Origin of the sequence: uncultured Paenibacillus sp., from assembly GCF_963515335.1 — a bacterium.
Taxonomy (GTDB): domain Bacteria; phylum Bacillota; class Bacilli; order Paenibacillales; family Paenibacillaceae; genus Paenibacillus_I.
This window is the reverse complement of record NZ_CAUPYC010000026.1, coordinates 18,484-41,449: the sequence shown is the minus strand read 5'-3', so window position 1 is coordinate 41,449 and position 22,966 is coordinate 18,484. Positions and strand designations below refer to the sequence as shown.

At 58.3% G+C, this 22,966-nt stretch carries 21 protein-coding genes; all 21 read right to left on the bottom strand.

Translation table 11 applies throughout. The features are described 5' to 3' along the window. The 21 genes from RWM61_RS10405 to RWM61_RS10305 all read right to left on the bottom strand — a co-directional run bounded on the left by RWM61_RS10405 (position 1) and on the right by RWM61_RS10305 (position 22,796). Positions 1–1,734: a 2-oxoacid:acceptor oxidoreductase subunit alpha gene (locus RWM61_RS10405; RefSeq protein WP_314000364.1), complete on the bottom strand. Its 1,734-nt coding sequence runs from the start codon at positions 1,732–1,734 to the stop codon at positions 1–3. A gap of 222 nt (positions 1,735–1,956) precedes the next feature. After that, positions 1,957–2,901, bottom strand: a complete 945-nt coding sequence (locus tag RWM61_RS10400) for a dipeptidase (protein ID WP_314000362.1) — start codon at positions 2,899–2,901, stop codon at positions 1,957–1,959. Between the two features lie 112 nt (positions 2,902–3,013). After that, positions 3,014–3,274, bottom strand: coding sequence for a stage V sporulation protein S (locus tag RWM61_RS10395; protein WP_006286829.1), 261 nt, complete (start codon positions 3,272–3,274; stop codon positions 3,014–3,016). A 152-nt stretch (positions 3,275–3,426) separates the two neighbouring features. Further along, positions 3,427–4,218 carry a TIGR00282 family metallophosphoesterase gene (locus tag RWM61_RS10390; RefSeq protein ID WP_314000354.1) on the bottom strand — a complete coding sequence of 264 codons (792 nt, stop codon included), beginning with the start codon at positions 4,216–4,218 and terminating at the stop codon, positions 3,427–3,429. Between the two features lie 202 nt (positions 4,219–4,420). Beyond that, on the bottom strand, positions 4,421–5,959 hold the full coding sequence (gene rny / locus RWM61_RS10385) for a ribonuclease Y (protein WP_314000352.1): 1,539 nt from the start codon (positions 5,957–5,959) through the stop codon (positions 4,421–4,423). Positions 5,960–6,135: 176 nt separating this feature from the next. Then, complete coding sequence (locus RWM61_RS10380) at positions 6,136–6,834, bottom strand: RecX family transcriptional regulator (RefSeq protein WP_314000350.1); 699 nt, start codon at positions 6,832–6,834, stop codon at positions 6,136–6,138. Between the two features lie 165 nt (positions 6,835–6,999). Continuing rightward, a complete protein-coding gene (gene recA / locus RWM61_RS10375; protein WP_314000348.1) occupies positions 7,000–8,052 on the bottom strand; it encodes a recombinase RecA in 1,053 nt (350 codons plus the stop codon). Positions 8,053–8,265: 213 nt separating this feature from the next. After that, the gene (locus tag RWM61_RS10370) at positions 8,266–9,516 is read right to left on the bottom strand and encodes a competence/damage-inducible protein A (protein WP_314000345.1); all 1,251 of its coding nucleotides are present in this window, start codon (positions 9,514–9,516) and stop codon (positions 8,266–8,268) included. 165 nt (positions 9,517–9,681) lie between these two features. Continuing rightward, positions 9,682–10,257 (bottom strand): CDP-diacylglycerol--glycerol-3-phosphate 3-phosphatidyltransferase, encoded by a 576-nt coding sequence (pgsA, locus tag RWM61_RS10365; RefSeq protein WP_314000343.1) that lies wholly within the window; start codon positions 10,255–10,257, stop codon positions 9,682–9,684. Then, a complete protein-coding gene (gene rimO / locus RWM61_RS10360) occupies positions 10,254–11,582 on the bottom strand; it encodes a 30S ribosomal protein S12 methylthiotransferase RimO (RefSeq protein WP_314000341.1) in 1,329 nt (442 codons plus the stop codon). Before rimO ends, pgsA begins: the two co-directional genes overlap by 4 nt. A gap of 130 nt (positions 11,583–11,712) precedes the next feature. Further along, positions 11,713–12,204: a YajQ family cyclic di-GMP-binding protein gene (locus RWM61_RS10355; protein WP_314000340.1), complete on the bottom strand. Its 492-nt coding sequence runs from the start codon at positions 12,202–12,204 to the stop codon at positions 11,713–11,715. Between the two features lie 194 nt (positions 12,205–12,398). After that, positions 12,399–13,337, bottom strand: a complete 939-nt coding sequence (locus tag RWM61_RS10350; protein WP_314000338.1) for a helix-turn-helix domain-containing protein — start codon at positions 13,335–13,337, stop codon at positions 12,399–12,401. A 24-nt stretch (positions 13,338–13,361) separates the two neighbouring features. Next, entirely contained in the window at positions 13,362–14,126 is a 765-nt protein-coding gene (locus tag RWM61_RS10345; RefSeq protein WP_314000336.1) for a DUF3388 domain-containing protein, read from the bottom strand. Positions 14,127–14,285: 159 nt separating this feature from the next. Further along, the gene (locus tag RWM61_RS10340; protein WP_314000334.1) at positions 14,286–14,540 is read right to left on the bottom strand and encodes a DUF3243 domain-containing protein; all 255 of its coding nucleotides are present in this window, start codon (positions 14,538–14,540) and stop codon (positions 14,286–14,288) included. A gap of 136 nt (positions 14,541–14,676) precedes the next feature. After that, positions 14,677–15,423: an elongation factor P 5-aminopentanone reductase gene (gene ymfI, locus RWM61_RS10335; protein WP_314000332.1), complete on the bottom strand. Its 747-nt coding sequence runs from the start codon at positions 15,421–15,423 to the stop codon at positions 14,677–14,679. Then, on the bottom strand, positions 15,420–16,706 hold the full coding sequence (gene yfmH, locus RWM61_RS10330; RefSeq protein WP_314000330.1) for an EF-P 5-aminopentanol modification-associated protein YfmH: 1,287 nt from the start codon (positions 16,704–16,706) through the stop codon (positions 15,420–15,422). The genes ymfI and yfmH overlap by 4 nt, the downstream gene beginning before the upstream one ends. Positions 16,707–16,709: 3 nt before the next feature. Continuing rightward, positions 16,710–17,990, bottom strand: coding sequence for an EF-P 5-aminopentanol modification-associated protein YfmF (gene yfmF, locus RWM61_RS10325; RefSeq protein WP_314000328.1), 1,281 nt, complete (start codon positions 17,988–17,990; stop codon positions 16,710–16,712). A gap of 169 nt (positions 17,991–18,159) precedes the next feature. Further along, on the bottom strand, positions 18,160–18,960 hold the full coding sequence (gene sleB, locus RWM61_RS10320) for a spore cortex-lytic enzyme (RefSeq protein WP_314000326.1): 801 nt from the start codon (positions 18,958–18,960) through the stop codon (positions 18,160–18,162). Between the two features lie 209 nt (positions 18,961–19,169). After that, on the bottom strand, positions 19,170–21,749 hold the full coding sequence (locus tag RWM61_RS10315; protein WP_314000324.1) for a DNA translocase FtsK: 2,580 nt from the start codon (positions 21,747–21,749) through the stop codon (positions 19,170–19,172). 49 nt (positions 21,750–21,798) lie between these two features. Further along, positions 21,799–22,044, bottom strand: a complete 246-nt coding sequence (locus RWM61_RS10310) for a YlzJ-like family protein (protein WP_314000322.1) — start codon at positions 22,042–22,044, stop codon at positions 21,799–21,801. Further along, entirely contained in the window at positions 22,041–22,796 is a 756-nt protein-coding gene (locus RWM61_RS10305) for a ClpP family protease (protein WP_399538357.1), read from the bottom strand. Before RWM61_RS10305 ends, RWM61_RS10310 begins: the two co-directional genes overlap by 4 nt. Positions 22,797–22,966 lie beyond the last annotated feature (170 nt).

Sequence of the window (22,966 nt, the reverse complement as noted above, 5' to 3'; positions counted from 1 at the left end):
TCAGTTCATCTCCTTGCAGGCTTTGTACACTTCGGAAGGCAGGAACGGGTTGCCGTCGTATTTCAGGAAGCTGCGGATCTTGTCGCCGTTGCCGACGTGCAGCTTCACTTGACCTGCCAGCTGAGCCGTGGCGTTGTTCTCGATCACGAGCACCTGCTTCGCCTGTGCGATGTAAGGCGCAAGCTGCTTGGCCGGAAACGGGTGAATCTGGCGAATCGTAATATGGTTGCTCGTGATCCCGTCGGCGTCAAGGCGCTGTCTCGCTTCGTCGATCGTGCCGCCGATGGAGCCCATGCCGATGATCAGCAGGTCCGGCGTCTCGTGCGGCGCGTCCACGCGCAGCGCGTCGCGGATCAGCAGGCCGTTCAGCTTGCCCAGGCGCTTATCCATCATCCGCTTGCGGTTGAGCGCGTTCTCGGACGGGCGGCCCTCCTGGTCGTGCTCGACGCCCGTCACGTGGTGCAGGCCGCCCTTCTCGCCCGGCAGGACACGCGGGGAAACACCGTCTTCCATAAACTCGTAGCGCTTGAACAATTTATTGTCCTCGAGTGCAGGCACATCGGCAACCAGCTTGCCGCGCTTGATTTCAACCGAGTTGATATCGAATACCTCACAGGATTGCTTGCCGAGCGACAGCTGCAGGTCGGTCATAACGATGACCGGCACCTGATACTGCTCGGAAATGTTGAACGCTTCGATCGTGTCGTAGAAGCAGTCCTCGATCGAGGCCGGCGCAATGACGACCTTCGGGATTTCCCCGTGCGTGCCGTATACCATCGCGTTCAGGTCGGATTGCTCCTGCTTCGTCGGGAGGCCTGTCGAAGGGCCGCCGCGCTGCGTGTCGACGATGACGAGCGGCTGCTCGGTCATGCCCGACAGACCGATCGCTTCCATCATGAGGGACAGGCCGGGGCCTGCGGACGCGGTCATCGTGCGCACGCCGGCATAGTTGGCGCCGATCGCCATCGTAACGGCCGCGATTTCGTCCTCGGTCTGTACGACCGTGCCGCCGAACTTCGGCAGCTTCTTGATCAAATACTCCATAATCTCGGAAGCCGGCGTAATCGGATAAGCGGACATCAGGCGGCAGCCGCCTGCAACCGCTCCCAGGCCGATCGCTTCGTTGCCGATGATAAACAGCTTTTGCTTGCCGTCCGCCTCGCCGAGCCGGAATTCATCGAGCGGGCCGCCCGCCTGCGCGAGTACGAATTCCGAGCCGCGCTTGACGGCTTCGATATTCTTCTCGACGATCGCCGGTCCTTTGCGGCCGAATTCTTCCTCAACCGCTTTATTGAATACCTCGATCGGCAGCCCGAGCAGTGCCCAGGAAGCGCCGGATGCCACCATGTTTTTCATAAGGGATGTGCCGAGCTCTTCGGCGATCGCCGTGATCGGAACCGCGAACAGCTGCGCGTTGACGCCTTCCGGAATGGTCGGGCTGAACTTCGCGTCCGCCACGATGACGCCGCCCCGGCGAAGCTCGTGCGCGTTCAGATCGATGCTCTCCTGGTCGAAAGCGACCAGAATGTCCAGATCGTCCGAAATGGCGCGCATCGGTGTCGTGCTGATTCTGATTTTGTTGTTCGTATGGCCGCCCTTGATGCGGGATGAGAAATGACGATAGCCGTACAGATAATACCCAAGCCGGTTCAGCGCCGTGGAAAAGATCCGGTCCGTACTTTCGACGCCTTCCCCTTGTTGTCCCCCGATCTTCCAAGACAATTGACTGATCAAAATGTCCATCTCCTCTTTGTGGTCGCGTGCCGACGCCTTTCGACGGCCGGTTAGTCCCCCGGCCAGACGACAGTCGACACGTTTCGGCATATCCATCTTTTCTTTATAAAGGTCAAATAAATTTTATGACTCCCGATCTTAAATATCAAGCCATTTTAAGCAATTGCAAACATAGTTCTTTTCGATCGAATTCATATCAAAACGAGAACGGACTGTCCCGGGTCATTTCGGCAGATGCTTCAGTAAAAACCGGAGCGCATTGCCTCGCACGAAGCTCTCCGCGGATCCTCTTCCGTAACGCCGCTCCAGCTTCTCCGCAAGCTCGGGCATTCCTTCCGGATCGGCCAAACCGGTTATATGGCGGTCGATTCCGTCAAAATCGCTGCCGAAGGCCAGGCATGTTTCCCCTCCGAGACTTAAGACCCGGTCGATGTGCGGAAACAGGTCTTCGACCTTCACCGTTTCATTCCTGCTGACGAACCACGGCACGAATGTAACCCCGATCAATCCGTCCATCGCGATAATCGCGCGGATTTGCTCATCGGACAAATTGCGCGGATGATCGCATACCGATTTGGCATTGGAATGGGAGGCGATAACGGGCGTGTCCGTCAGGTCGGCTACTTCCCAAAACCCTTTCTCCGACAAATGGGACACATCGATCAACATGCCCAGCTCGTTGCATGCCCGGACCAGCTTGCGGCCTTGTCTTGTAAGCCCCGCCCCTCGAGGCTCCATAACGCCGTCGGCCGCCCAGTTGGCATAATTCCACGTGAAACCGAGCGCACGCACGCCGAGATGGTACAGGATCCGCAGGGCGGCGAAATCGCCTTGCAGGCCGTCCGCCCCCTCCAGGGACAGCAGGGCGCAGAGCCGGCCGGCATCGACCGCAGTCCGCAGCTGCGCCGCGGTGCGGATGAAGGCGACATCGGACCGCGGAACGATGTGGCGGTAAAATAAATCGACGCTTTCCAATACGGACGAGAACGTGCAGGGGGTTTCCTCGGGCAAATAAACGGCGAACGTTTGCAGGCAAGCGTCCGCCGCCGTCAGCTTCTCATAGGTTACATCCAGCCGTTCCGATCCGGACCCGGAGAATGCCGTCGCTCTCCCCGTCAGCAGCTTGCTGAGCACGTCGCAATGCAGGTCCAACGCCCCGGTTCGCATCTAAATCCGCTCCTTTCGCGGGAATGATCGTGTCTGAACCGCACAAAAAGACCTGCTTACGAAGTAAACAGGTCATGGAATTCCACAAATTCCCGTGTATTGGCGACGCTTCTTACCGAGGTTCGACAATCAGCTTGATGGCCGTACGGTCCTCTCCGTCTATAACGATGTCGGTAAATGCCGGAATACAGATGAGATCCACCCCGCTGGGCGCTACGAATCCCCTCGCGATTGCGACCGCCTTGATCGCTTGATTTAACGCACCAGCCCCGATGGCCTGCAATTCTGCCGCCCCGCGTTCACGCAGAACGCCAGCCAGCGCGCCTGCGACGGAATTTGGATTGGACTTTGCTGAAACTTTTAATACCTCCATGGAAAGTACCTCCTCGGGAATGATGGATGGAATCCACTACTCCATCTTATTCGAGAAGGGAAATAAAATTCCTGCTTATTCACGGCCAACTTTTCGGAATAGCGTGACGATTTACCCGTGAGGACAAGCCCAGGAGGGCCGCCGCCGTATATCTACAGCAGCAGCCATTCCTCCTCCGTCAGTCTTATTTTCATGAGCGATTTCGCTTTCCCCGTCGATTCGTCCAGGTCCGCAAGCAGCCCGTGAAATTGCCATTTGCCTTCATCCACCGTGAAACGGACGGGAAGCTGTGTCAGAAAACGGTGCTCGACCGCGGTTCGCTCCATCCCAAGCACGCCTTCTTTCGAGCCGACCATGCCCGAATCCGTCAAATAAGCGGTTCCCTGCGGCAAAATGGTGTCGTCATTCGTCTGGACGTGCGTATGGGTGCCGACGACGATCGAGACGCGGCCGTCCAGATACCAGCCCATCGCGATTTTCTCGGAGGTCGCTTCCGCATGAAAATCGACGAGGACGCAAGGCGTCTGCTTGCGCAGCGAGCCGACCAGCTCGTCGGCTTTGCGGAACGGGCAGTCAATCGGCGGCAGGAACGTGCGGCCCTGCAAATTCACAATGCCCAGCGTCTTGCCGTTTGCCTTGATCAGGGCGCTTCCTCTTCCCGGCGCCTCCGGAAAATTGGCAGGCCGCACGATTCTCGGCTCTTCGTCGATCCACTCAAAGATGTCTTTATTGTCCCACGTATGATTGCCCATCGTGATGCCGTGAACGCCCCACTCGAAAAACTCGCGGGCGATCTGAGCCGTAATGCCGCGGCCGGCCGCGGCGTTCTCGCCGTTCACGATGACGATGTGCGGATTGTATTTGCTTGTCAGCGACGGCAGCACCTGTTTCAGCGCGCTTCGGCCCGTATTGCCGACGATGTCGCCGATGAACAAAACTTTCACTTGAATCCCTCCTCTACTCTCTCGTGGGAAAACCTCTATCGAGCCCTCTCGAACAGGATCGACCGCGTTTGGAGGCAGGTTTATCGCCGAACGAGAAAGTTTCCTGCGCTTCATTCCTTCAGCGAAGTTCAACTTTCTATCAGGGTAAAAAACGAAAAGCGGCTGGTAACCAGCCACTTTTCAGTCTGCCCGTTCCGGGCCGTTATTTTGCGTATTCCACCGCGCGCGTTTCGCGAATGACCGTTACTTTGATATGACCGGGGTAATCCAGCTCTCCCTCGATCTTCTTCGTAATGTCACGCGCCAAACGGAACGCTTCCGTATCGTCGATCTTCTCGGGCTGCACCATGACGCGAACCTCGCGTCCGGCTTGAATTGCGTACGATTTTTCGACGCCCTCGAAAGACTCGGATATCGCTTCCAGCTTCTCCAGCCGCTTGATGTACGTCTCAAGCGTTTCCCTGCGGGCTCCCGGACGAGCGGCGGACAAAGCGTCGGCCGCGCCCACCAGCATGGCGATGACCGAGGTTGCCTCCACGTCGCCGTGATGGGAAGCGATGCTGTTGATGACGACCGGATGCTCCTTGTATTTCTTCGCCAGCTCTACGCCGATTTCGACGTGCGAGCCTTCCACCTCGTGGTCGAGCGCTTTGCCGATGTCGTGCAGCAGTCCCGCCCGGCGCGCGAGCGTAACGTCTTCCCCGAGCTCGGCGGCCATCAAGCCGGTCAAGTAAGCGACCTCCATCGAGTGCTTCAACACGTTCTGGCCGTAGCTTGTCCGGAAACGCAGGCGGCCGAGAATTTTGATCAGATCCGGATGCAAGCCGTGTACGCCAACCTCGAACGTCGCCTGTTCCCCGTATTCGCGAATCCGTTCATCCACTTCTTTTCGAGATTTTTCGACCATTTCCTCAATGCGGGCCGGATGAATCCTGCCGTCGGCAACCAGTTTCTCCAATGAGGTACGCGCGATTTCGCGGCGAATGGGATCAAACCCGGACAATATGACCGCTTCCGGCGTATCGTCGATAATGAGATCGATACCGGTCAATGTTTCGAGAGCGCGGATGTTGCGGCCTTCGCGACCGATGATGCGGCCTTTCATTTCTTCATTCGGCAGCGACACGACGGATACCGTCGTCTCGGCCACATGATCCGCCGCGCAACGCTGAATCGCAAGCGAGATGATGTCCCTCGCCTTCTTGTCGGCTTCTTCCTTCGCCTGCTGCTCGATTTCCTTGATCATCTGCGCGGTTTCGTGGCGAACCTCCTGCTCGACATTGGACAGAATGATTTGGCGCGCTTCTTCCGTCGTCAGGTTCGAAATCCGCTCCAGTTCCTGGATTTGTCGTTTATAGATGGAATCAATTTGCTCTTGCGTTTCCTCGATTCGTTTCTCCTTGTTGGCCACTTGCTCTTCTTTGCGTTCCAGCGCTTCGAGCTTTTTATCCAGCGACTCCTCTTTTTGCTGCAGCCGTCTTTCCTGACGCTGCACTTCATTGCGGCGTTCACGAATGTCTCTTTCGGCTTCACTGCGGAGTTTATGGACTTCGTCTTTTGCTTCGAGCACCGTTTCTTTCTTCAGTGCGTCCGCTTCTTTTTTGGCATTTTCAACGATCTGCCCTGCAGCTTGCTCCGCACTGGAGATTTTGGCTTCGGCAATCGACTTTCGAACAAAATAACCTACCCCAAAGAAAATCGCGCCAACAACGAGAACGATCGGGATCCAGATTTCTAGCATCTTTCTCACCTCCTCGTTGTCACCAAGGCAAAACCATTGGATCGTATTTGGTTTTCAAGCCGGTTTTCATACCGATGTAACAGCTTTGTCGATAAAAATCGATTCGAATCAATTTTTGGAAGGAAAATCGATTCTAAGAATGAAGGAATACAGAATCATTTTAGCTGTATGCAAATTCAATTGTCAAGCCAATCCATGCCGTCCCTGTCTTCGCGCTCCACCGCGACGGTCTTCAGCGCCTCGCGAACGACGCCGGACGGATACCCCCGCCGTGTCAAAAATTGCGCCAGCTTATATCTCCGTTCGTGGAGTTCGCCCTTCAATGACCGCCAGCGTTTGGCCGCCGCTGTGACCGCACTCTCTAGCTCCGCCTGCGGATCGAGCGACTCGATCGCCTCTGCCGCTTCGGACTTGCCGATGCCCCGCCGCATCAGCTCCTGCCGGATCAGCATTCTGCCTTTGGCATGTGAATTGGTCCGCTGGCTGGCGAACGCCTTGGCGTAATCCGCGTCGTCGATCAGCCGCTCGCTTTCCAGCCGGTCGGCCGTTTCGCGGATCGTTTCTTCGTCAAGCTCCTTGCGCGTCAAATAGCGTTCGATTTCCTTGCGCGTCCGCGGCTTCGCTCCCAAATAGGCGACAGCCAGCGAGTAGGCGCGGTGCTTGCCGTCTTCGGCTTCGATGCGGCGAAGGTCCTCCTCCGTCACCCATGCGTCCTTCAGCAAACGGAAACGGATCATGATATCTTCATGAACGGACAGCACCGGCTCTTCCTGGCCTTCTTTATAAATGAAATAACGCCCGCGCTGCTTCCTGGGCTTCTCCACCGAGGAGATGCGGAACGCACCGGACATCTCCTCCCCGGACCCGGATACCATAACTTTCTCTCCCCCTTTCGGACCGTACTTCATTCTGTTGACGGCCCATCCGCCGAACCTCTAACAAAAAGGCACCTTAAAAAAGGTGCCTTGCATCGGTATAATGGAAAATTTCAATTAAAGCATCCGAAGAACGGGAGCCCGATCAGGCCGACTGACCGTTATTTACACCAGATCCTCGAAATCCTCTTCGTCCTCGTCTGCCCCGAGCGAAGCCGCGCCCGCTGCGCCAGCCGACAGGTTGCTGGACTCGCGGATCTGCTTCTCGATGGCCGCCGCGATATCCGCGCGATCCTTCAAAAACTGCTTGGCGTTCTCGCGTCCTTGGCCGAGACGATCGCCGTTGAAGGAGAACCAGGCGCCGCTCTTCTGCACGATGTCCATCTCCGTGCCGATATCGATCAGGCTGCCTTCCCTGGAGATGCCTTCTCCGTACATAATATCGATCTCCGCTTGCTTGAACGGCGGGGCGACTTTGTTCTTCACAACCTTGATACGTGTGCGGTTGCCTACCATGTCGTTGCCCTGCTTGATCGTCTCGATCCGGCGGACGTCCAGCCGGACGCTCGAATAAAACTTCAGCGCGCGTCCTCCCGGCGTCGTCTCGGGGTTGCCGAACATGACGCCGACCTTCTCGCGAAGCTGGTTGATGAAGATGGCGATCGTTTTCGACTTGCTGATCGCGCCCGAAAGCTTGCGGAGCGCCTGCGACATCAGGCGGGCCTGAAGGCCGACGTGCGAATCGCCCATATCGCCTTCGATTTCCGCCTTCGGAACAAGCGCCGCGACGGAATCCACGACAATGATGTCCACGGCGCCGCTGCGAACGAGCGCTTCGGCAATCTCCAGCGCCTGCTCGCCCGTATCCGGCTGCGACAAGAGCAGCTCGTCGATGTTGACGCCGAGCTTGCTCGCGTAAAGCGGGTCGAGCGCGTGCTCGGCATCGATGAACGCCGCTTGTCCGCCGATGCGCTGCACTTCCGCGATCGCATGCAGCGCGACGGTCGTCTTGCCGGAAGACTCCGGTCCGTAAATCTCGATTACCCTGCCTCTCGGCAATCCTCCGATCCCGAGCGCGATATCTAATGCGAGCGATCCGCTCGGCACGGTTTCAACCTGCATGCCGGCCTGCTCGCCTAATTTCATGATGGAACCTTTGCCGAACTGCTTCTCGATCTGGCGCAAGGCGTTTTCCAATGCGGCGCGACGATCTGACAACACTACCACATCCTTTTCCGTGATAAGTTAATGATACCTCATTTTAGTACCGTGAACAAGCATTTTTTCGAACATACATTCGCTTTTTTCACGACTGCCTTACCACGGCCAAAACAAAAACCGCAGCAAAGTAATCTTCGCTACGGTTCTTCCGTGAACTAGTTCAAATTATAGACTTGACGCCGCAATTTGGCAACCGGGTTCACAAAATGATCACACATTTCCAATGGCGCGCCAGAGGCGGTACAACGCTTGCTTGACGGCACGAATGCGGATGGCGCTCCGGTTGCCGTTCAGCTGCAGCTCGAACGTCCGCGTAGGCTTGCCGCGTTCGGCGACAGCCGTATAGACGAGCCCGACCGGCTTGCCTTCCGTTTCGGCCGGACCGGCTACTCCGGTGATCGCGACTCCGTAATCGCTGTTCGCGATATCGAGCGTCCGCTCCGCCATAAGCGCGGCCGTCGATTCGCTGACCGCCCCCGGGGCGCCTTGCCCTTCCAACTGAGCCATCGGGATACCGAGCAGCGCGTGCTTCATCCCGTTCGTATACGTCACGAAGCCGCCCGCGTACGCGCCGCTGCTTCCGACGACGTTCGTCAGAAGCTGCGCCAACAGGCCGCCGCTGCAGCTTTCCGCCGTAGCGACCGTCTTGGCCGTGTTGCGAAGCGCGGTAATGACCGCCTGCTCGATCGGCACGTCCTCTTTGGCATATAAATAAGCCCCCGCCAACGCTTCGATTTCCCCTACCGTCGCGTCGATCCGGGCGAACGCCTCGGCTTCATCGGCCGCTTTCGTGGAAATCCGCAGCGCCACCTCGCCTTCCTTGGCGTAAGGGGCGATCGTCGGATCGCTTTGTCCGTCGATCAGCGGCAGCAAAGCGGCCTCGAGCGACGACTCTCCGATTCCGGCAAAACGCAATATCCGCGAATAGAGCGGAAGCATTTCCCCCGTAATACCCCGCAGCCAATCGGCAGCCGGACCGTCGAACATCGGCTTCATCTCGCGCGGCGGTCCCGGAAGAAGCACATAATGCGTGCCGTCCGCGGTGAGCGCGTTGCCCACGGCCAGTCCGGTTTCGTTATCCAACGGCTCCGCGCCTTCGATCATAAGCGCCTGTCTGCGGTTGCTTTCCACCATATGGACGCCGCGCGAGGCGAACAGTTTCTCGATCCTGGCCATCGAAGGCTCATGCATAACGAGCCCGCGTCCCAGATAGGCGGCAAGCGCGTCCTTCGTCAAATCGTCCTGCGTCGGGCCGAGTCCGCCGGTGAACAGCAGCAGCTCCGCCCGGGAGCGGGCGACCTCGATCGCCTGCCGCAGCCTTGCCTCGTTATCGCCGACAACCGTCTGAAAATAGACGTCGATGCCGAGAACGGCCAAGCCTTGCGATAAATACTGCGCGTTCGTATTGACGATTTGGCCGAGCAGCAGCTCGGTGCCGACGGCGATGATTTCCGCTTTCATGCTGCAAGCCTCCTTCGATCGGTTTCCCACTCATAAAACGGACTGGCAGGGAAGCGTACGAATTTCCCGGCATCAAAAAACATCATTCCTCTCGGAATGATGTCGGGCTTCGGCACTGCCTGGGCCCGACGGCGACGAAATCGCGGGAAGAGCGACGCTCTGCCCTCACTCCACCGGAATAATATTCTTGTTCTTCACAAAGTAATCGATGCCCGAGTAGACCGTAATGAGCGCCGCCGCCCAACTGGCGACGATGTCGAATGGGATCTGGAGAAAAGCGAACGGAAAATTGTTCAGCAGCAAGGCGATGATCATCGTAATCTGGATGCCGGTTTTCCATTTGCCCCACTTGCTCGCGGCAATGACGCTGCCCTCGAGCAGCGCCACCTGGCGCAGCCCCGTGACGGCGAATTCGCGGCTGATAATGACGATAGCCATCCAGGCCGGCAGCTTATCCATCTCCACCAGCGAGATCAGCACGGCCGCCACCAGCAGCTTGTCTGCAAGAGGATCAAGCAGCTTGCCGAGATTGGTCACCTGTTTATTCTTTCGGGCGATGTAGCCGTCGAGCCCGTCCGTGCTGGCCGCGATAATAAAGATGAGCGTCGCCAGGATCTGCTCGTATGTAATCGAATACCCGTCGAATTCGATCGGGCGCAAATTCATCTCCACCAACAGAAAAAACATGATGATCGGCACGAGGAAAATGCGCGCCAGCGTGATGCGGTTTGCCAGATTCACGCGACTCCCTCCCCGGACAGATCGAACTCGTAGGCGTGCGTGATGCGAACCTTCTGGATCGAGCCGATTTCCGGCGTGCAGCCGGATATGAACACTTCGCCGTCGATTTCGGGCGCATCGAACGGCGACCTGCCGATGAACACATCGCTGCGGCCGTCATAGCGCTCCACCAGCACATCGATGACTTTGCCGATATATTTGCCGCCGAGGTTTTTGGACACCTCGCGCTGCACTTCCATCAACGTATTGGCGCGCCATTCCTTCACGTCGTCCGGAACCTGGTCCGGCAGACGGGAAGCGGGGGTGCCTTCCTCGCAAGAGTAAGAAAACACGCCTAAACGGTCGAATTTCATATCGCGCACGAATTCGCACAGCCGGTTGAAATCCTCCTCGGTCTCGCCCGGGAAGCCGACGATAATGGAGGTGCGGATCGCCGCTTCCGGCATGCGGGCGCGGATCTTCGCGATCAGCTCGCGCGCGTCGCGCTGGCGTCCGGGCCTGCGCATCCGCTTCAAAATGCCGTCCTCGCTGTGCTGCAAAGGCATGTCGATGTACTTGCAGATTTTCGGGTTGGAGGCGATCGTTTCGATCAGCTCGTCCGTGAAAAAACCCGGATACGCGTAATGCAGGCGAACCCACGAGATGCCTTCCACTTCGCTCACGCGGTTGAGCAAGGCCGGAAGCATGAAACCGTCGTACAGGTCCGTCCCGTAATTCGTCGAATCCTGCGCGATCAGGCTCACCTCGCGGACACCCTGCTCCGCCAGCCGCTCCACTTCGGCAACGATCGATTCGATCGAGCGGCTGCGGAACTTGCCCCGCATGATCGGAATGCTGCAGAACGTGCAGGCATTGTCGCAGCCTTCAGCGATCTTCACATAGGCCGTGTACCGCGGGGTCGCAACCTTGCGCGGCAGCTCCTGCTCGTAATCGAACACCGGATTGCCCACCTTGACGGGCTTCTTGCCGCGCAGCGCCTCGTCCACGATGTCGTTGATATGATGAAAATCCCCGGTACCGACGATGCCGTCGATTTCGGGCATCTCTTCCATAAGCTGCCGTTTATACCGCTGCGTCAGGCAGCCCGAGACGATGAGCGCTTTCAAACGGCCCGTCTCCTTCAAATCGGCCATGTCGAGGATCGTATTGACCGACTCTTCCTTGGCCGCATCTATGAAACCGCATGTGTTCACGATGATGACCGTGGCTTCCTCCGGCGCTTCCACAAGCTCGTATCCCCGGCCGTGTATCAGACCCGACATGATCTCGGAATCGACCAGGTTTTTCTCGCAGCCGAGCGTAACCACTTTCACTTTTTCAGTCATGCCGCGCATCCCCCAAACGTTCTCCGTAAAGCTGTCTAAACAAGTATAATACAACGGTTTGCGGCGTGTCAAAAATGGAAAAACCCCCGGCAAGCCGCTTGGAAAGCGGCATTTCGGGGGTTTTAGCGTCTTAACGATAGTTCGTGAATTGCAGCTCGACGCCCAGATCGGCGCCCCGCAGCAGCTGCATGACCGCCTGCAGATCGTCGCGGCTCTTGCCCGTCACGCGGATCTGATCGCCTTGCGTCTGGCTCTTCACCTTAAGTTTGGAATCGCGGATCAGAATGTTGATCTTTTTGGCGGCGTCCTGATCGATGCCCTGCTTCAGCTTAATGCGCTGACGGACCGTGCCGAGCGACGCCGGCTCGATTTTGCCGTATTCCAGATTGCCGATCGGAACGCCGCGCTTCACCATTTTCCCCTGCAGAATATCGATGACGGCTTTCAGCTTGTATTCGTCGTCCGATGCCACGACGAGTTCTTCCTTCTCAAGCTTGAGACTGCTTTTGCTTCCTTTAAAATCGAACCGGGTTTCGATCTCCCGCTCCGCCTGCTGGATCGCGTTGTTCAGCTCCTGCATGTCGACCTTGGACACGATATCGAATGAATTTTCCGAGCTCATCCCCGCCACTCCTTTTCCGAAAGCTTTGCTCACGATCCACATTATACCTGAACCGGCGCAAAAGAAAAAGCACCCTCCGCGGGTGGCGGAGACTGCAGGCTCCGGGCTGTCAAACCGCTGCGCGGCGGCTGCGGCCGTGCCGCGGACATGCCGGGCATGTTGGGCACGACCATACCTCGCCGTTGCCGGCATCGTCAGCCTGCCGCCGGTTCGGACGTTTCGGCCGCTCCCGCGGCAGGCGGCTCGATGATAAACCGCCTTCTCGTCTTATCGCCGTCATTCAGCAGCACGCCGTCGATCTTGATCTCGACATACGAGGTTGCTCCGATGTTCAACCATACCGGGCCTTCGATGTCGTACGATACGGCGAACGGGCCTGTTTCCGTCTTATAATGAAATCTTTCACCCTTATTGTTATTTTTGCGAACCTCGATCCAGCTCTGCCGGCCGTCGGCCACCGTAATTTCAAACTTATGAATGCCGGCCGTATTAATGGCAAACTTGTCCGTCGTGCTGTTGACGGCCTCCACGAATGTGAGCGTGGTGGCCGGGGGCGCAGGCTGAGGCTCCGGCGCGGGCTCCGGTTCGGGCAGAGGCGCCGCCGCATTGCCGTTCGCGCCCGTATCCGCGCCCGGTTTGCCGGTATCGCTTGCTTCACCATCCCCATTATCCTCCGGCGGCCGGGCCTCGTCGGTCATGCTCGGCCCGTTGTCCGCCGTCTCATTGTCGGCGCCGTTCTGCCTGTCGATCGCATACACGTACACCACGACCGCAATCAAAACGAGAAACGACCACATCAACAGCCGAAAGCCCCATTTGCTTATGCGATCCCCCGATTGCGCGGAGGACGAACGGCGTCTCTGCAGCATCGGCTGCTCCTGCATCGGCTCCGGCGAGGCCGACGGGATTTGCTTGGCGTACAGCCGCAGCACCTCTTCCGCATCCAGTCCGACCGTCTCGGCGTAGTTCTTCACGAACGCCCGCACATAAAAATTACCGGGAAGCATATGGTAATCTCCGGCTTCGATCGCTTCCAGATATCGTTTTCTGATTTTGGTCATTTCCTGAACATCGTCCAGCGAGTAGCCCCGCTGCTCGCGGGCCTTTCTCAGCAGATCGCCCAAATCCGACATGCCCCTGCCTCCTTCGGTTTCGATTTAAAGATCGTTGTAGTTCGCCGTGAACGTCTCGTAAGTGATTTCTTCGTCGGGCGTATTGCGCAGCTCGATAATGCAATCGAACGTGCTGTAGTCATAATGCGATTCCTTGATGAAAATGTCCGGATGCTCGATTACCTTCGTCGACGGCATCGCCATAATTTGCTGAAGCAGCGCGTGATGCCTCTCGTTTGAGCGGATGGTGCTGACGATGCCGTCAATGATAAACACGTTGCCCGGGTTCATTTCCTCCTCGGACAGCTGGGAGCGGACCGTCTGGCGCAGCATGGTGGAAGAAACGAACGCCCACCGCTTCATGGCGCATACGCTTCCGGCTATGATCGATTCCGTCTTGCCGACCCTCGGCATGCCGCGGAGACCGACCACCTGGTTGCCTTCCCTCTTAAACAATTCACCCAAAAAATCGACAAGCAAACCGAGTTCGTCCCGCGTGAACCGAAACGTTTTGCGGTCGTCCGAATCCCGTTCGATATAGCGCCCGTGGCGGACGGCCAATATGTCGACCAGCTTGGGCGGTCTCAGCGCGTTAACCGTGATGTTGTCGACCTTTTTCAGCATTTTGCCGAGCAGCTCGATCTTCTCGTCGTCATCGGTCTGAAGCAGCATGCCGCGCGTGCGGTCCTCCACCCCGTTGATCGTCATGATGTTCACTTCGAGCATCCCGAGCAGGGAGGCGATATCGCCGAGCAGGCCCGGACGGTTTTTATGTATCTTGTATTCCATATACCATTGCTTCAGTTCCATTAGGCACCCCAGGATGAAAAGGATAATATTCGACGCGGCCGGTTGTGTGAAAATCCATTTATAAAAATGATTCAACAAAATTCGCCATTCTCCTGCCGCGATTCGCCCAACATTGCAGAAAAGCCCCCTGTTATCGGGAGGCTCCTCTGCAAAACGATATTACGCGTTCGTTTCCGCCAATTTAACCATCAGCCTTGCGATCGTTTTGCGTTCCTGCTCGTCGCCTACATCCCACAGTTCCTTCAACACCCGTTCCTCGTCGTTCTTCGGGTCGACCTTCTCGTCCAGGAACTGGCCGATTTCAAATGCGAGCTTATTGATGGTCTCTTCGCCCATTCCCGTGTTTTTAGCCGCTTGAACGCGCTCGCCCAAAAAATGTTTCCAGTGATCGAATTTCGTAAGAACCGTTGCCATGCCTTCGTCGCCTCCCCTTGATGTGGTGTAACTGAATAAAGGAATGATCAACAGTTCTAGTGTGAGCCAACCGCGCTTTTATTATTCGACGAATGATGGCATGAAAAGGTTTCGGCCGCCCCTGCGCCGCCGCCGGTCAGGTCACCCAACCGCCGTTCGGGCTGATGATCTGTCCGGTTATGTAGCTTGATTCGGGCAAGGAGAGAAAATAAACGAGCGAGGCGATTTCATCGGGCTGGGCGAACCGGCCGGCGGGAATCTCTTCCCGAAGCGCAGCCTTCTCGTCCTGCTCCAGATTGCCCATCATGGCGGTATCGACCGCGCCCGGCGCAACCGCGTTAACCGTCACGCCGGAAGGGGCCAGCTCCTTGGCAAGCGCCTTGGTGAACGCGTTCATGCCGCCCTTCGTCGTCGAATACAACACTTCGCAAGAGGAGCCGGACATCCCCCACACCGAAGAGACGTTAATGATTCGTCCGTACCGCTGGGCGATCATGGCCGGCATGAACAGCTGCGTGGTCAGGAACATGCCCCTCAGATTGACCGCCATCACATCGTCCCAGGTTTCGTCCGTCACGTCCGCCAGCATGCCGTAATGGGCGATACCCGCATTGTTGACGACGATGTCGGGGACCATCCCCCGCTGCTCCAGCTTTTCCTTCATTCTGAGCAGCTGCTCCCGGGAACGAACGTCGGCCGACACCGTCATCGCATTGGCGCCGCTTCGCATGCACCTTCTGGCCGTTTCGTTCGCCGCCTCGTGCGAGTGCAGGTAATGGATGACGACGTTCATCCGCTCGGCCGCGAACCGCGAGGCGATGGCGGCGCCGATCCCGCGGCTCGCGCCGGTGATCAGCACCGTCATCTGGCTGAGCGGCTTCATGCCTGGTCCTTCCGCACGACCGATACCGCCATCTGATCCCAATCGAAATGCGCGCGCAAGCGCGCGTTCGCTTCCTCCAGCGCGATCGACTCGTACAGCTCAAGCAGCTTGAACAGGTCGCCTCCCCGGAAGCGGTAGCGGGTAAATTCGTTGGCAATCGATTCGGGCGAGTTCAGCATCCGCAAATAGCCGCCGACTCTTTTGCGCCTGGTGCGCTCGAACGCCGCGGGGTCCAGCCCCTTCCGCAGCGCTTCGTCAACCGCCGCCCGGACGCGGGCAAGCAGCTCGTCGGGATCGCGCGTTTCCCCGCCGATGACGGAGAACGCATAGTCCATGCTGGCATTGTATTCACTGCCGAACGAATCGGAAATCAGGTTGTCGTCGTAGAGCGACTGGTAAAGCTCCGAGCTTGCCCCGAACAGCGTCTCCAGCATCAGCTTGGTCGCCGCTTCCCGGCGCAGCAGCTCCCCCGCGGTGCCCGGCAGCTCCTTTTCCTTGAAGCCGAACATGCATTTGGGAAGCGATACGGGCAGCTTGAGCGAAAGACGGGGATTTTTGACGGAAGCGGGCTCCGGTTCGAACTTCCTTCTGATTTCGCCGGTCTCCGGAAAAGATTTGCGCGCCTGATTGTCCCGCACCAGCGCCATGACCTGTTCCGCCTTCACGCCGCCTACGACGAAGAGCAGCATGTTGGACGGATGGTAGAACGTTTCATAGCAGCGGTACAGCGTATCCTTATCGATTCGCCGGATCGATTCGACGGTGCCGGCAATGTCGATGTGAACCGGATGGTTATGGTACATCGCGTCGATCAGGCCGAAATAGACGCGCCAGTCCGGATTGTCCTTGTACATGTTGATCTCCTGCTCGATGATCCCCTTTTCCTTCTCCACGTTCTCCTCCGTAAAATACGGATGCTGAACGAAATCGATGAGCGTGTTCAGGTTCTCGTCGATTTGCTGCGTCGCCGAGAACAGGTACACGGTGCGGTCGAAGCTGGTAAAGGCGTTGGCCGAAGCCCCCTGGGAAGCGAACGTGGAGAAAATGTCGCCTGCCGGCTCCTCGAACATCTTGTGCTCCAGAAAATGCGCGATGCCGTCGGGCACCCGAATATAGTCGCCGTCACCGACGGTGAACGTGTTGTCGACGGAGCCGTACCGGGTCGAAAATGTGGCGTACGTCTTCTGGAAGCCTTCCTTCGGCAGCACGTAAACCTCCAGCCCGTTCGGCATCGTTTCCCGGTACACTGTTTCCTTCACGCCGGGATAGACAATCGTGTCCATCGTTCAGCCCTCCTTTTCGTCGCGGAGAAAATAAATCGTGTCGAGCTGGACGCGCTGCGCCACCCGTACGATGTCGGCCGCGTCCCTGTTTTCCACGTCCTGCAGCAAGCCCGCCGTCGTGCGGGTCCGTCCCGACAGCACGGAGTTGAAATCGAAGCCGATCATCTCGTACGCGCTGTCCTGAATTTCCCGCAGATGGTTGCCGATCATCGCCTTCGTCTGCGCCAGCTCAAGCTCCTGAACATCGCCTTTGCGCATCTGCTCGAGCTGCTCGGCGATGATCGCATTGGCTTTGTCGTAGTTGCCGATTTCGATGCCGGACTGAATGGTGACGATGCCTTTGTGGCCGTCGTAACGGGAAGCCGCGTAATAGGCCAGGCTGGCCTTTTCCCTCACGTTCATAAACAGCTTCGAATGAGGATAGCCGCCGAGTATGCCGTTATACAGCAGAGCGGCCGGATAATCGTCGTCCGCATAGCCGACGTTGGCCCTGAGCCCCATATTCAGCTTGCCCTGGCCGACTTCCATCCGTTCGACGACGGTTTTCGGCTTGCCCGCCGCCGCGCGGATATCCGGCGCGGGATAGCCCGCCGGCAAGCCTGCGGGCGCTTTAAACGACTGCGCGACGAGCCCGCTTACTTCCTCAAGCGTCGTATCGCCCACGACGTAAAGATCGAAGGCCGCCGAAGCGAGCCAGGCGCGATAATATTCCATAAGCGATTCGGGCGTAATGGACCCGAGGTCGTCGATCCGGCCGAGCGGATGCAGCCGATAAGGCTCGTTTGCGCACATCTCCTCCAGGCAGCGCTCGGCCGCATAGCGGATTTTGTCGTTCACGATCGCCTCCAGCCGCTTCCGAAGCGTCGTCTTCTCGGCGTCGACGTATTTGGCGCGGAACCGTCCGTCCTCGAGCGCGGGCTCGGTGACGGCCTCTCCGAGAAAAGCAAGCGCCGCTTCAAGCAGCGGCTTGTCTGAGGAAACGAATTGATCATGGATGACATCCATCCGGAATTGTACGATTTGCGCGTCTCCGCGCTTCAGCACATCGAAGCCGAAGCCCGCTCCGTACATATCGTCGAGCCGCTCGCGAAACGCTTTCGTCTCCGGCGTCGAGGCGGTTCCCCGGCGAAGAACGAACGGGATCAAGGCGGCGGGCGTCACGGCCGATTCGCTTAGCGGTACGCCTGCATAGAGGGCGACGGCGAACGTCTTGAACCTTTGGGTCGGCAGCACATGCAGCCGGAAGCGATTCCATTGCCCTCGTTGAAATCCGGTTTCGGTCACGCCCTTCAGCTCCCTTCGGACTTGCGTAATTAGGTGAACAATGCCTTACATTTCCATTGAATCCTACCCCATTCTAACCGATCGGAAAGCGAAGAAGCAACCCGCCGTGGGTTGCTTCTTCCGCGAACCATTATGGGCACGGCCGACGCTTTCGGCAAAATTCCGCGCGTCACATGGCAAATATATGCTTGCCGATCGTTTTGATCTGCGGCCTCGTCCAGATCCATCCGGAAGTGGCGGTATCCGGGTTGAAATAATAAAGAGCGCCGCCGGTCGGATCCCAGCCGTTGACTGCATCGTTCACCGCTTTGCGGGCGCGCTCGTTCGGCGTCAGCCATATTTGCCCGTCCGCCACCGCCGTAAAGGCCCTCGGCTGGAAGATCACCCCGGATATGGTATTCGGAAAGCTTTCCGATTGCACCCGGTTGAGAATGACGGCCGCCACCGCAACCTGCCCCTCATAAGGCTCGCCGCGCGCTTCGCCGTATACGGCGTTGGCCATGATTTTCAGGTCGTTCTCGGACAAGCCGAGCCGGTTCGATTTGGCCGCGCCGCCTCCGATGCCCCCGGCTTCGCCTGTACCTGGCTCACCACCGCCTCCTCCGCCTTTGTCCGCCTGGCCGCCCGGCAGTTCGTCGGCCGTGGGACGCCATTCCTTGGTCGCTTCCCACAATTTCAGCTTCGTTTTCCCTTCTACGACCCCGTTGGATTTCAGGCCGAACTTCCATTGGAACCAGGTGACGGCGTTGCGTGTCGACTGGCCGAACTGGCCGTCCACCTCTCCGCCGTAATAACCCAAATATTTCAAGCGGCCCTGAAGCTCGTAAACGTCCTTCCCGCTTGAACCGAGCCTTAAGGTGGCGGTGCCGAACGTTTCATTCGACAAGCCCCTGCCTAGATGCTGCATCGTGAATGCGCCGAACAACAGGCATACGATAATCGATGTCGCTGCGAGCAGTCTTATTTTCATGCTGTGTCGACTCTGCCTTTCTATCGCATAGTGGTTAACCCTGACGCGTTTGCGAACGGTTATAGTATGCGAGAGCGGCTGAAATCCTATGCCTGCTGCAGCCAAAAAGTGACGATCATGTATTTCGCGGGCTCCGGCGCCGCGCCCCTTATGGACATAAATCATTGTGAGCAAGAGAAAAGCTCCCGAAGGAGGCGAAGTCGCCTTCTTCAGGAGCTTATTTTGCCGGCTTGAAATTGATCCATGGACATCAGTACCTCACGGGGCTTGCTTCCTTCATACGGACCTACGACCCCGCGCGCTTCCATCTGGTCGATCAGTCTTGCGGCCCGCGTGTAGCCGACGCGCATGCGCCGCTGCAGCAGAGAAACCGAGGCCTGCTTGGCCTCGAGCACGATCTGGACGGCCTGGTCGAACAACTCGTCCAGGTTCTCGTCCTCCTCCGGTCCGCTCTCCTCGATCTCGGGAACCAGATCCTCCTTGTATTCCGCCTCGGCTTGCTCTCTTGCGAAATGGACGACCGACTCCACCTCCTGATCGGACAGGAAAGCGCCCTGCACGCGGATCGGCTTGGACATGCCCACCGGCAGGAACAGCATGTCGCCCCGGCCGAGCAGCTTCTCGGCGCCCACCATATCGAGTATGGTGCGGGAGTCGACCTGCGACGATACGCCGAACGCGATCCGGGACGGTATGTTCGCCTTGATGACACCCGTGATGACGTCAACGGACGGCCGCTGCGTCGCGATGATCAGATGAATGCCCGCCGCGCGCGCCATTTGGGCGAGGCGGGTAATCGAATCCTCAACGTCGCTCGCGGCAACCATCATCAGGTCGGCAAGCTCGTCGACGATAACGACGATGAACGGCAGCACGGCTGCCGGGTTGTCCTTCATGAGCGTATTGTAGCCCTCGATGTTGCGCGTGCCGGATTTGGAGAACAGCTCGTACCGCTTCTCCATCTCAACGACGATTTTCTTCAGCGCCAGCGACGCCCGGCGCGGATCGGTCACGACCGGCGCGAGCAGATGCGGGATGCCGTTGTACATATTGAGCTCGACCATCTTCGGGTCGATCATCAGAAACTTCACTTCGTCGGGCGCGGCTTTATAGAGGATGCTCGTGATGATCCCGTTGATGCACACGGACTTGCCGGAGCCCGTAGCGCCGGCCACCAGCAAGTGCGGCATCCTCGCCAGGTTGCCGACGATCGGCTGGCCCGAAATATCCCGGCCGAACGCAATCGACAGCTTGGAAGGCGCCTGCTGGAAAGCCGTCGTCTCCATCACCTCGCGCATCGTCACCATCGACACCTCCGTATTCGGCACCTCGATCCCGATCGCGGACTTGCCGGGAATCGGCGCTTCCATCCGGATATCCTTCGCCGCGAGCGCGAGCGCGATATCGTCGGTCAGGCTCACGATCCGGCTTACCTTGACGCCTGTGTGGGGCTGCACCTCATAACGGGTGACGGCCGGTCCTTGCACCACGTTCAGGACGGTCGCCTTCACGCCGAAGCTTTCCAGCGTCGATTCCAGCTTGCGCTTCGAGTCCGTCGTGTCCGACGGTCCGGATTTGCCGGACTGCGGCTTGGACAACAGGGACATTGGCGGCAGCAAATACGGCTTCGACGGCTTGACGCCGGGCTGGCCCGACTGCGGCGCCGCACCGGCGGCCGCAGCGGCTTGAACGCCGCCGGCTGCGGGGGCGGCATGCGGCTGCCCGTCAGGGTCGGTTCCTTCAACCGGCGCCAACGATTCCGGCCATATGGTGGGAGCGGCAGCGGCTCCGGGTTCCGACGCGTGCTCCCATGGCGGCATCGAGTCGTCCGGCTCCGCCGCCCCTGCCGCCGGGGATACTTCCTTTTCGCTCCAAGCGTCGAGGCCCACAAGCGGCGATTCCGCAGCGGTCTCCTCTTCGCCGTCCGCATCCGGTCGCCCTTGCCCGGCTGCGGACGGCTTGGCCTCCCGCCCGGCTTGCAGCCAATTGAAGAACAGCGTTTTCCTGCGTTTGGGAGCCCGGACAGGCTCGAACGGCTCTTCCATGTCTGCGTCCATGTCTTCGTCCAGGTCATCGTCGAGCATCAATATCGGCAGATCGTCTTGGCCGAGACCGTGTTTGCGCGCGGCCGATACGGCTGCCGCCGGCTGACGCGCACGGCCCGACGCCAGCTTATGCCGAAGAAGAGCCAGCATGCGGCCGCCCCGTTTGTGAAGCACCCTGGCCAGGTCCACATACGATCTGCCGGTCAGCAGCATGCCTGCGATCGCGAACAGAACGATCAGAATCAAATACGTCCCGACGTAGCCGAACAGGCTGTAAAGAATCCGGTATTCGGCATGGCCGATGAATCCGCCGCCCAAATTCCGTTGATTGAAGCCGGTTTCGAAAACGGGGGTCGATTTGAACGCCTGCCACAGACCGTTCGCAGGCTGCATAATCATGTCGCCGGTTAACGGGATGCCTAGAAACTCGGTTCGCTGGTTAACTTCCTTGATCGCCGCGAGCAGCGTCAATGCAAGAACGAGGAGCAAGACGCCCGACTTGCGGTTCGACCAGCCCGACGGCCATTTCCGTTTAATCATCACCGCCATGCCCGCATAGATGCCGACCAGCGGAATAACGAAATAAAATCCTCCCAGCAGTAAAGCGAAAAGCTTCGATAACGAGCGCCCTACCGCCGCCTCACCGGATAAGGCGATAACCGACACCGTGACAAGCAGGATGCCGTAGACCTCGTATTTCAGCTGTGCGCCGATCGATTTGTTTTTCCGTTTGCGTTTCGCCAAGCTCGGTCACCTCTCGGTATACGATTATACCATAAGAGGACAAATGTTCCTATGAGAACGTCACGCCGCTCCCGGGCACGCCGTAGGGGAACAGCATGCCGGGAGCAAGCTCCGGCCGCAGGTAGTCGTTCAGGGGACCGTCCAGAATACGGACGATTCTGCCGACACCGGGGTATATCGGCTCCAGTTGAAGCCGAAGCGCACCGCTCGTAATCTCGACGTACGTGCGCTCGTTCGCCTCTTCCCCGAGCCCCTGGGTTACAATATCCAGCGGGACGATCGTGTATAACGTCATTGCAGCGCCACCCCCTGCATCATCCGCTTGCGCTCCTCGATTCTCATGTTCAGCTCCCGCAGCACGTCCCCGATGCCGCCGATCGCGTCGATCAAGCCGTACCTGACCGCATCGGGCCCGACGACGCTTGTGCCGATATCGCGGGTCAGCTCGCCGGTTTTGAACATGAGGTCCTTGAACAGCTGATCCGTAATATTCGAGTGAGCGGTCACGAACCGCACGACCCGCTCCTGCATTTTCTCCAAATATTCGAAGGTCTGCGGCACGCCGATGACAAGCCCGTTCAATCGAATCGGATGAATCGTCATCGTCGCCGTTTCGGCAATGAACGACCTGTCGCCCGCCACCGCGATCGGCACCCCGATCGAATGCCCGCCGCCGAGCACAAGCGTCACCTTCGGTTTGGTGAGCGACGAAATCATTTCGGCGATCGCGAGACCGGCCTCGACGTCCCCGCCGACCGTATTCAGAACGATCAGAATGCCTTCGATCTTCGGATTTTGCTCGGCCGCGACAAGCTGGGGAATGAGATGCTCATATTTCGTCGTTTTGTTCTGCGGCGGAAGCACGATATGGCCTTCCACCTGTCCGATGATCGTCATGCAGTAAACGTTGGATTCCGTCGCCGGGGTCGTCGTTTGGCCGAACTGCTGAATATTTTGCGCAACCGGGTTGCCGGTTAGAGGATCTGCCGGCGTCGGCGCCGCAGGCTGTTCCATTCGGCCGCCGTCCTGATTTCGATATTCCGTCATTTGCTGTTGTTCCTCCTTCGTTGGCATACTCGTCATAGTATGGAATAAGGAACGTGTTTTATTCCGCTCAGGTTCGGTACGATAAGGCGCCGGCAGCAAGAAAAAACAGCCCCGGTCCATCCTGACGGACGGGACTCGGAGCTGTTCGTTTTCGGGTGCTTGGGTCGTAT